This window comes from Streptomyces sp. P5F9 (genome assembly GCF_057961495.1).
In genome coordinates this window covers 1-6,634 of sequence record NZ_JBXVPZ010000502.1, presented here as the reverse complement: position 1 = coordinate 6,634, position 6,634 = coordinate 1, and the positions used below count along the sequence as shown (strand labels likewise).

The window sequence follows — 6,634 nt, the reverse complement described above, 5'->3', positions numbered from 1 at the left end:
CGCAGGACGGCGGGGTCGCCGGTGGTGGCGGGGGCGGCGAGGGAGCTCCAGCGATAGCCCGTGCCCATCGGGGGCGGGGCGGCGGCCTCGACGCCGGTGCCGGGTTCCTTGACGGCTTCGCGTACCCGGGCGTACAGGTCGGTGCTGATGCCCAGGGTCCAGGCGGCCACCGGGAGGCGCTCCTCCTCGTAGGTGTCCAGAAGGCCAGGACCTGCCTGCCCGGCTGTCGCGAGGGCGAGTTTCCAGCCCAGGTTGTAGGCGTCCTGGATGCCGGTGTTCATGCCGAGGCCGCCGGCGATCGGGTGGATGTGGGCGGCGTCCCCGGCCAGGAGGACCCTGCCGACGCGCATCCGGTCGACCATGCGGACGTTGACCCGCCAGAGGGAGAGCCAGGTCGGGTCGGTCAGCGTGATGCCGGGCACCTGTGCGTACCGGTCGAAGATCCGCTGGAAGCCCTCCAGTGACGGTGGCAACGGGTCGCCGCTCGCGTCGAGTTCGGGGCCGGCCTGGAACTGGAAGGAGTTCGTGCCGGGCATCGGGCAGAGCATCACTCCGCGCCCGTCCGACGCGAACCACTGATGCCAGACGTCCCGGCTGATCCCCTCGGCCTCGACGTCACCGACGACCATCGACTGCGTCTCCTCCGTCGTACCGTCGAAGCGCACCCCCATCGCCTTGCGCACCCGGCTGCGCCCGCCGTCGCAGCCGACGAGATAGCCCGCCCTGATCCGTTCGCCGTCGGCGAGGACGGCCGTGACACCGTCCTCGTCCTGCTCGAACCCGGTGACCTCCGTGCCGCCTTCGACGCCGACGCCGAACTCCGCGAGCCGCTCGCGCAGGAGTTTCTCCACCTGCCACTGCCCTATGAGGACCCCTCGCTCGTACGGCGCGTCGGGGGTGGGGCGGGCGTCCGCGAAGGGGTCGGTGTCGTTCACATGCGCGCCGTCGAAGTACTTGCGGAACGGCAGTCGTGTCGTCCCGGCGGCGAGGGCGCGCTCGGCGATGCCGACGTCCTCCAGGACCTCCAGGGTGCGCGGCTGAAGGCCCTTGCCCCGGGACTCCCGGTGCGGGACCGGGGCCGCGTCCACGATCCGCACTCCCGCGCCGCGCCGGGCCAGCTCGATGGCGAGCGTGAGGCCGGTCGGTCCGGCGCCCACGATCAGCACACCTTCGTTCCGCACACCTTCGTCGGTCATGAGGGTCCTCTCGTCGTCGTGCGTCCATGGAACATCGGCGGACGAGAAAATGCAACCCGGTCTCAGAAGATTCTCGGCCTCATTCAATCCCGGGCCTCATCTCCGTGTAAGCTGGCTCGCATGGACGAACCCGCCGGTCTGCGCGAGCGCAAGAAGGAACGCACGCGGAACCTCATCGCTCAGGAAGCCCTGCGTCTCTTCCGCGCGCAGGGTTTCGACGAGGTGTCCGTCGTCGAGGTCGCGGCGGCGGCCGAGGTCTCCAAGGCCACGCTGTTCCGGTACTTCCCGACCAAGGAGGACCTGGTCCTGCACCGCTTCGCCGACCACCTCGGCGAGGCGGCCCGGGTCGTGCGGGAGCGCCCGGCCGGTCTGACCCCGACGGCGGCCCTGCGCGACCACTTCCTGGCCGGACTCGCCGCCCGGGACCCGATCACCGGCCTGAACGACCACCCCGAGATCCTGTCCTTCCAGGACCTCATCTACCGCACGCCCAGCCTCCGCATCGGCATGAGACAGCGGTACACCAGCCAGGACATCGACGCGCTCGCGGACGCCCTGCCGTCCGGCTCCGGCGCCGCGCCACCGATCGTCAGACGCCTGGCCGCGGCCCATCTGATCGCCGTACAGCAGGAGTTGGGGCAGGAGAACTGGCGGACGATCACGTCGGGACGGACCGCCGACGAGGCGTACGACGACGCGGTCGCGGCCGCGGAGGGGGCGTACGGACAGCTCATGACGGGATTGGACGCGGTGTAGCCGGCGGACACGCGAACAGCCCCGCCCCGAGGACACATGGTCCTCGAAGCGGGGCTGCCCTGCACCCGCTGAACCCCAACTCCTGGGGAAACAGGTACTAGTTGGAGAAGTACAGGTACTTCCACCCGGTGTACGTCGTCGAGTTGACGTTGTCGCCGGACGAACCGTTGATGTACGCGGCCCGGATACGGGCCTTGATGCCGGACTCGCCAGGTGCGCCGAGGTTCACCGCGACCTTGCCGTTCGTGTTCAGGGCGAAGTACTCCGAGTCGGAGTCGTACCAATGGCCGTCGTAGTAGACCTGAAGGTCGAGCCGCTCCTGGCGGTTCTTGTAGTAGGTCATCGTCGTGGTGACGACCGGCGCGGAGTTCTTGTGGAACCAGTAGTACGACGTCGAGCCGATCTTCGCCGTCTTGTAGTGCTTGGTGATCGCGGTGGAGACCTTGACCTTGGCGTACGCCGTGGCCTTCACCGTCTTGGGCGCGTAGCGGGCGTCACCGGCGAAGACCGCGCTGACGGCGGTGTCGCGGGTCATGTCCACGGTCACGGAGATGTTGCCGCTGGAGTTGACCTTGCCGGTCTTGATCAGCTTCTTCGGCTTGTCGCCGCCGAAGGGGTCCGAGTAGATCGCGACCGTGCGGTTCTTGTACGTCGTGCCGAGGTGCGCGGTGAACTTCACGTCGGCGCCGTACGAGTACAGCTTGCCGTTGTTGTTCAGGCTCAGGGTCGTGGCCGAGCGGGACACGGCGACCTTGTCGGAGGCGCTGACCGCCGCGTGCCCGGCGTCGCCCGCGTAGCTCACCTTGTACGTGACAGTGCCGCCGGCCGGCGGGGTGTCCGTGAACGAGTAGGTGCCGTTCGCCGTCACCGTGACGGTGGGCAGCGCCTTGCCCTTCGTGGACTCCAGGTCGGTACGCGTGACCTGGAGCTTCGCGCCGGCGGGCAGCGCGACCGTCGCCGAGAGCTTGCCGGTGACGGTGAGCTTCTTGGCGCGGGGGGCGGAGGACGGGGCGTTGACCGTGAGGGTCGGGACGTTCTTGTCGGGGTCGGTCAGCACCTTGAGGCTGTACTTGCCGGTGGACGTCCCGACCAGCGCGAAGATGCGGGAGGAGTCGGGGGACCAGGTCAGGTCGGCCGTGCCGTAGGAACCGACGGTGTACGTACGGATCGGCTTCGTCGCGTTCGGCCGGTACGTCGTGATCTTGTCGCCGTCGACCTGGGCGACGAATCCGACCCGGGAGACGTCGGCCTGCTGGCCCGCCGGGAGGGTGCCGGACTGTGTGAACTTGCCGTCCGCGTAGGCGTCCAGGAGATGGCCGTTGACCAGCACCCGGTCGGCGCCCGCGGCGAGGTCGATGTCGCCGATGCCGTTGTTCAGGGTGTAGTCGCCGTCGTACCAGGCGGTGAGCGCGGGCGTGCCGCTCGATACGTCGACCACGGCCATGGAGTCGGTGGAGATGCCGGTCTCGCCGATGGCCAGTACGCCGGGCCGCAGCGGGTCGGTGTCCAGCAGGGCCTGGCCCCAGATGCCGACAGAAGTGCCCTCGGTCGGGAACTGCGCCATGGTCACCGGGTCGGTGCCGCTCGCCGGGTCCACCGTCGGGTCCACGGAACCGAGGTCGCCGTCCCACTGGTCGCCGTAGGTGAACCACACCTTGCCGCCGGAGAAGGCGATGTGGCGCGGGCCGGTGTCGGTGGGTATCGCGTAACGGGTCTTGACGTCGAGAGTCGCCGCGTCGATCGCCACGATCTCGTGTGTGTTCTGCACCGCCGCGTACACGGTGGCCCCGTCGTCGGAGACGGTCAGGCCGGTGACCGAGCCGATGCCGCCCACCGAGGCGAGGACGTTGCCCGCGTAGTCGGTGGCCGCGACCGTTCCGGCCGAGGTGTCACCGACGAAGACCCGCTTGAGGGCCTCGTCCGCGACCAGGCCGCCGGGCGAGGTGACGTTGGCGGTCGCCGCCGAGGCCGTACCCGTCGCTACGACGCTGAGCGCCGCCGAACCGAGAAGGACCGCGAGCGCTGTCGCGGTCGAGATGCTGCGCATCCGCACGTGCTGTTCCCCCCACAAGGAAAACCGGTCCGGGGACCGGGAGTTGAGAGCGCCGCGCAACACCCGGACGTGACCGCGGATGAGAGACGCGGTGACGCGCGGGGCGCGGCTGCTGGGAGCAGCGTATGACATGGCTGTGACAGCTGGGAAAGGAGTTATGAGGTTGTCGTGTACGCGCGTTGTTCGGGGGCCGTGCTCGCGGTGGTGGGCGGCGGGGGTACCTGGCTGCTGCGGGACGAGCTGTTCCCTCCGTTCGGCGACGCGCGAGCCTGTGCCGGGAGCGACCTGAAGCTGCCGGGCGCGATCACTGCCGGGGGCTCGACGATCCCCGCCGACGAGATCGCGCTGCCCGACGGCCAGTACGGCAAGGAAGTGTCCACGCTGTACGACGACGCGTTCCGCGTACCGGCCCGGGTCGTGGTCGGCTACACCACCCCCTGAGCCGGTCCCCCGGCGTCGGCGTGCGTCAGTTCTGGTGGACGACGTTCCGGCCCGGCCCGCCCGACAGGACGTCCGCGCCCGCGCCGCCCCACAGGGTGTCGTTGCCGGAGTTGCCGTAGATCGTGTCGGCGCCGGCGTCGCCGTAGAGGACGTCGTTGCCCGTGCCGCCGTAGATGAAGTCGTTCCCGGCGCCGCCGTGGATCCGGTCGTTGCCGGTGCCGCCTGTCAGGCTCTGGGCGGCCGCGCCACCGGTGATGACGTCGTTGCCGGCCCCGCCGTCGGCCGCGTCGCCGGTGGTCGAGATGGTGTCGTTGCCGTTGCCGCCCTGGGCGATGGTGCCCGCGGCGGCCTTCAGGGTGTCGTTGCCGTCGTCGCCCCAGCCCACCGAGTACTTGCCCAGGGTGAGGATGTCGTTGCCGGTCCCGCCCGAGATGTAGTTGCCGTCGACGCTGCCGTCGTCCGTGGCCTTGTCGTTGCCGGCGCCCAGGTCGGCCGAGGCGAAGTAGTACGTCTGGCCGGTCTTGTTGTGGTACGCGAGGGTGTCGTTGCCGTTGCCGAGCGTCAACTGAAGGGTGGGGTACGGGTCCTGGCTGTCGAAGGTGGTCACCGTGCAGGAGACCTTGGTGTGGTCCGAGGCGGTGGGGTACGCGCAGCTCGTGCCCGGCTTGATGGTGACGACGTCGTCGATGACGTAGGTGATGGTCGAGAGGTCGGTCGTCGACGCGGTGACGACCGCCTTGTTGGCCTGGCCCGCGGCGGCCGTGTAGAGGACCTCGTTGCCGCCGTTGCCGAGCGCGGCGGTGGCCGGCGCCGTGGCCGCGCCCGCCGTCCCGGCGAGGAACAGCGGAGCGGCCAGGCCGGCGCCGAGGGCCAGGGTCACGAGGCGACCGAGAGAACGAGAGGGCATCGCACAACCTCCGTGAAACGTAAGGGGAGTTGACGCAACCCGCGGAATTCGGGTTCCACCACAGCGTGTGACCGCCTCCCCGGAGGCTTGGTTGTGCCCTCTCGTGCACGAGTGTCGCCCCACCGTGAAGTGTCAGCGGTGATTCAGCGCGAATTCACGAACTGGCCCACCGATCCACCACAACCATCGCTAGGGGCGGGCGAGTTCGCTCGCGTCACGACGGAACGCCCACCGCAACTCCGGTTCCGTCACGCCCCGGAAGACCCGCCGCACCGGCGGGGTGCACAGCGCGGTCACGACGACGGCGGCCACCACGGTCACCGTGACCTCGCCGAGAGGGCCCCGCATCCACGAAGGGTCGTACCAGCCCCAGGACTTGGCGCCCTGCGCGACGAACCCGTGCAGCAGATAGCCGTAGAGCGTGCCCGCGCCCAGGGCGGTGAACCAGGTGCGGCGGCGCGGCACCCAGGCGAGGAAGCAGGCGACCAGGAGTGTCGAGCAGGCGAACAGGGCCAGCGTCATGAGCGGCCCTTCCCAGTCGGGAGCGCCGAGTTGCTCCGCGCTCCCGTTGTGGAACAGCCAGGCGTAGTCGAAGCGCGGGACCGCCCAGTACGCCACGGCGAGCGCGACCACGAACACCGGCACCGCCAACTGCCGTACCTCCGGCCGCCGTACGAGCTGGAAGTGCTCCGGCTTCAGACACAGGCCGAGCACGAAGTACGGCAGGAACTGCAACACCCGTCGCAGATCAAGGTCGTTGCCGATGGACGGGGAGAGCGTCGCCAGCATCGCGATGACCAGCGCCACCGGCAGCGGGTGGCGTACGTGCTTCCAGATCGGCGTCGTGAGCCGCCAGACGAACAGCGCCGCCAGGAACCACGTCAGGTACAGCGGGTCCAACAGGCTGATGGCGCGGCCGGGTTGGTGGTCCGTCCAGCGCGTGTAGAGCGTGTACGCCGTCTCGAACACGACGTACGGGACGACAACTCCCCCCAGCAGCCGCCTGATCTGCGGTGGGGTCGCCCGGAAGCTCCGCGAGAAGTACCCGGAGATCACGATGAACGCCGGCATGTGCACGGCGTACACGAGCGTGTACAACGCGGTGACGCTACGGCTGCCCGACCGCAGCGGCTCCCAGGAGTGGCCGATCGCCACCAGCACGATCGCCAGGTATTTGGCGTTGTCGAAGAAGGGGTCGCGTTGCTTCCCGGGAGCCCGCTCCGACGCGGTGGGCTCCGCCGTGGGGGCGGGGGACGGCAGGGTGGAACCGTGGGCCTGAGG

At 69.6% G+C, this 6,634-nt stretch carries 6 protein-coding genes; 2 read left to right on the top strand and 4 right to left on the bottom strand.

Annotated features, from left to right (window positions below; translation table 11 throughout):
• On the bottom strand, positions 1-1,196 hold a 1,196-nt coding region (locus AC31A1_RS43785; protein WP_489658654.1), incomplete at its 3' end, for an FAD-dependent monooxygenase.
• A gap of 120 nt (positions 1,197-1,316) precedes the next feature.
• Here AC31A1_RS43785 and AC31A1_RS43780 point away from each other — a divergent pair.
• A complete protein-coding gene (locus tag AC31A1_RS43780) occupies positions 1,317-1,952 on the top strand; it encodes a TetR/AcrR family transcriptional regulator (protein ID WP_489658653.1) in 636 nt (211 codons plus the stop codon).
• A gap of 97 nt (positions 1,953-2,049) precedes the next feature.
• Here AC31A1_RS43780 and AC31A1_RS43775 read toward each other — a convergent pair whose 3' ends face one another.
• Positions 2,050-3,999: a YncE family protein gene (locus tag AC31A1_RS43775; RefSeq protein ID WP_489658652.1), complete on the bottom strand. Its 1,950-nt coding sequence runs from the start codon at positions 3,997-3,999 to the stop codon at positions 2,050-2,052.
• A 174-nt stretch (positions 4,000-4,173) separates the two neighbouring features.
• Here AC31A1_RS43775 and AC31A1_RS43770 point away from each other — a divergent pair, with 174 nt between their 5' ends.
• Positions 4,174-4,446 (top strand): hypothetical protein, encoded by a 273-nt coding sequence (locus AC31A1_RS43770; protein WP_489658651.1) that lies wholly within the window; start codon positions 4,174-4,176, stop codon positions 4,444-4,446.
• A 25-nt stretch (positions 4,447-4,471) separates the two neighbouring features.
• Here AC31A1_RS43770 and AC31A1_RS43765 read toward each other — a convergent pair whose 3' ends face one another.
• A complete protein-coding gene (locus AC31A1_RS43765; protein ID WP_489658650.1) occupies positions 4,472-5,353 on the bottom strand; it encodes a calcium-binding protein in 882 nt (293 codons plus the stop codon).
• Between the two features lie 189 nt (positions 5,354-5,542).
• Positions 5,543-6,613 (bottom strand): acyltransferase family protein, encoded by a 1,071-nt coding sequence (locus AC31A1_RS43760; RefSeq protein ID WP_489658655.1) that lies wholly within the window; start codon positions 6,611-6,613, stop codon positions 5,543-5,545.
• Positions 6,614-6,634: the final 21 nt, after the last annotated feature.

Excerpts from the sequence above, each read along its gene's own strand:
- AC31A1_RS43780 (WP_489658653.1), top strand. The coding sequence starts at position 1,317 with ATGGACGAACCCGCCGGTCTGCGCGAGCGCAAGAAGGAACGCACGCGG.
- AC31A1_RS43775 (WP_489658652.1), bottom strand. The coding sequence starts at position 3,999 with ATGCGCAGCATCTCGACCGCGACAGCGCTCGCGGTCCTTCTCGGTTCG.
- AC31A1_RS43765 (WP_489658650.1), bottom strand. The coding sequence starts at position 5,353 with ATGCCCTCTCGTTCTCTCGGTCGCCTCGTGACCCTGGCCCTCGGCGCC.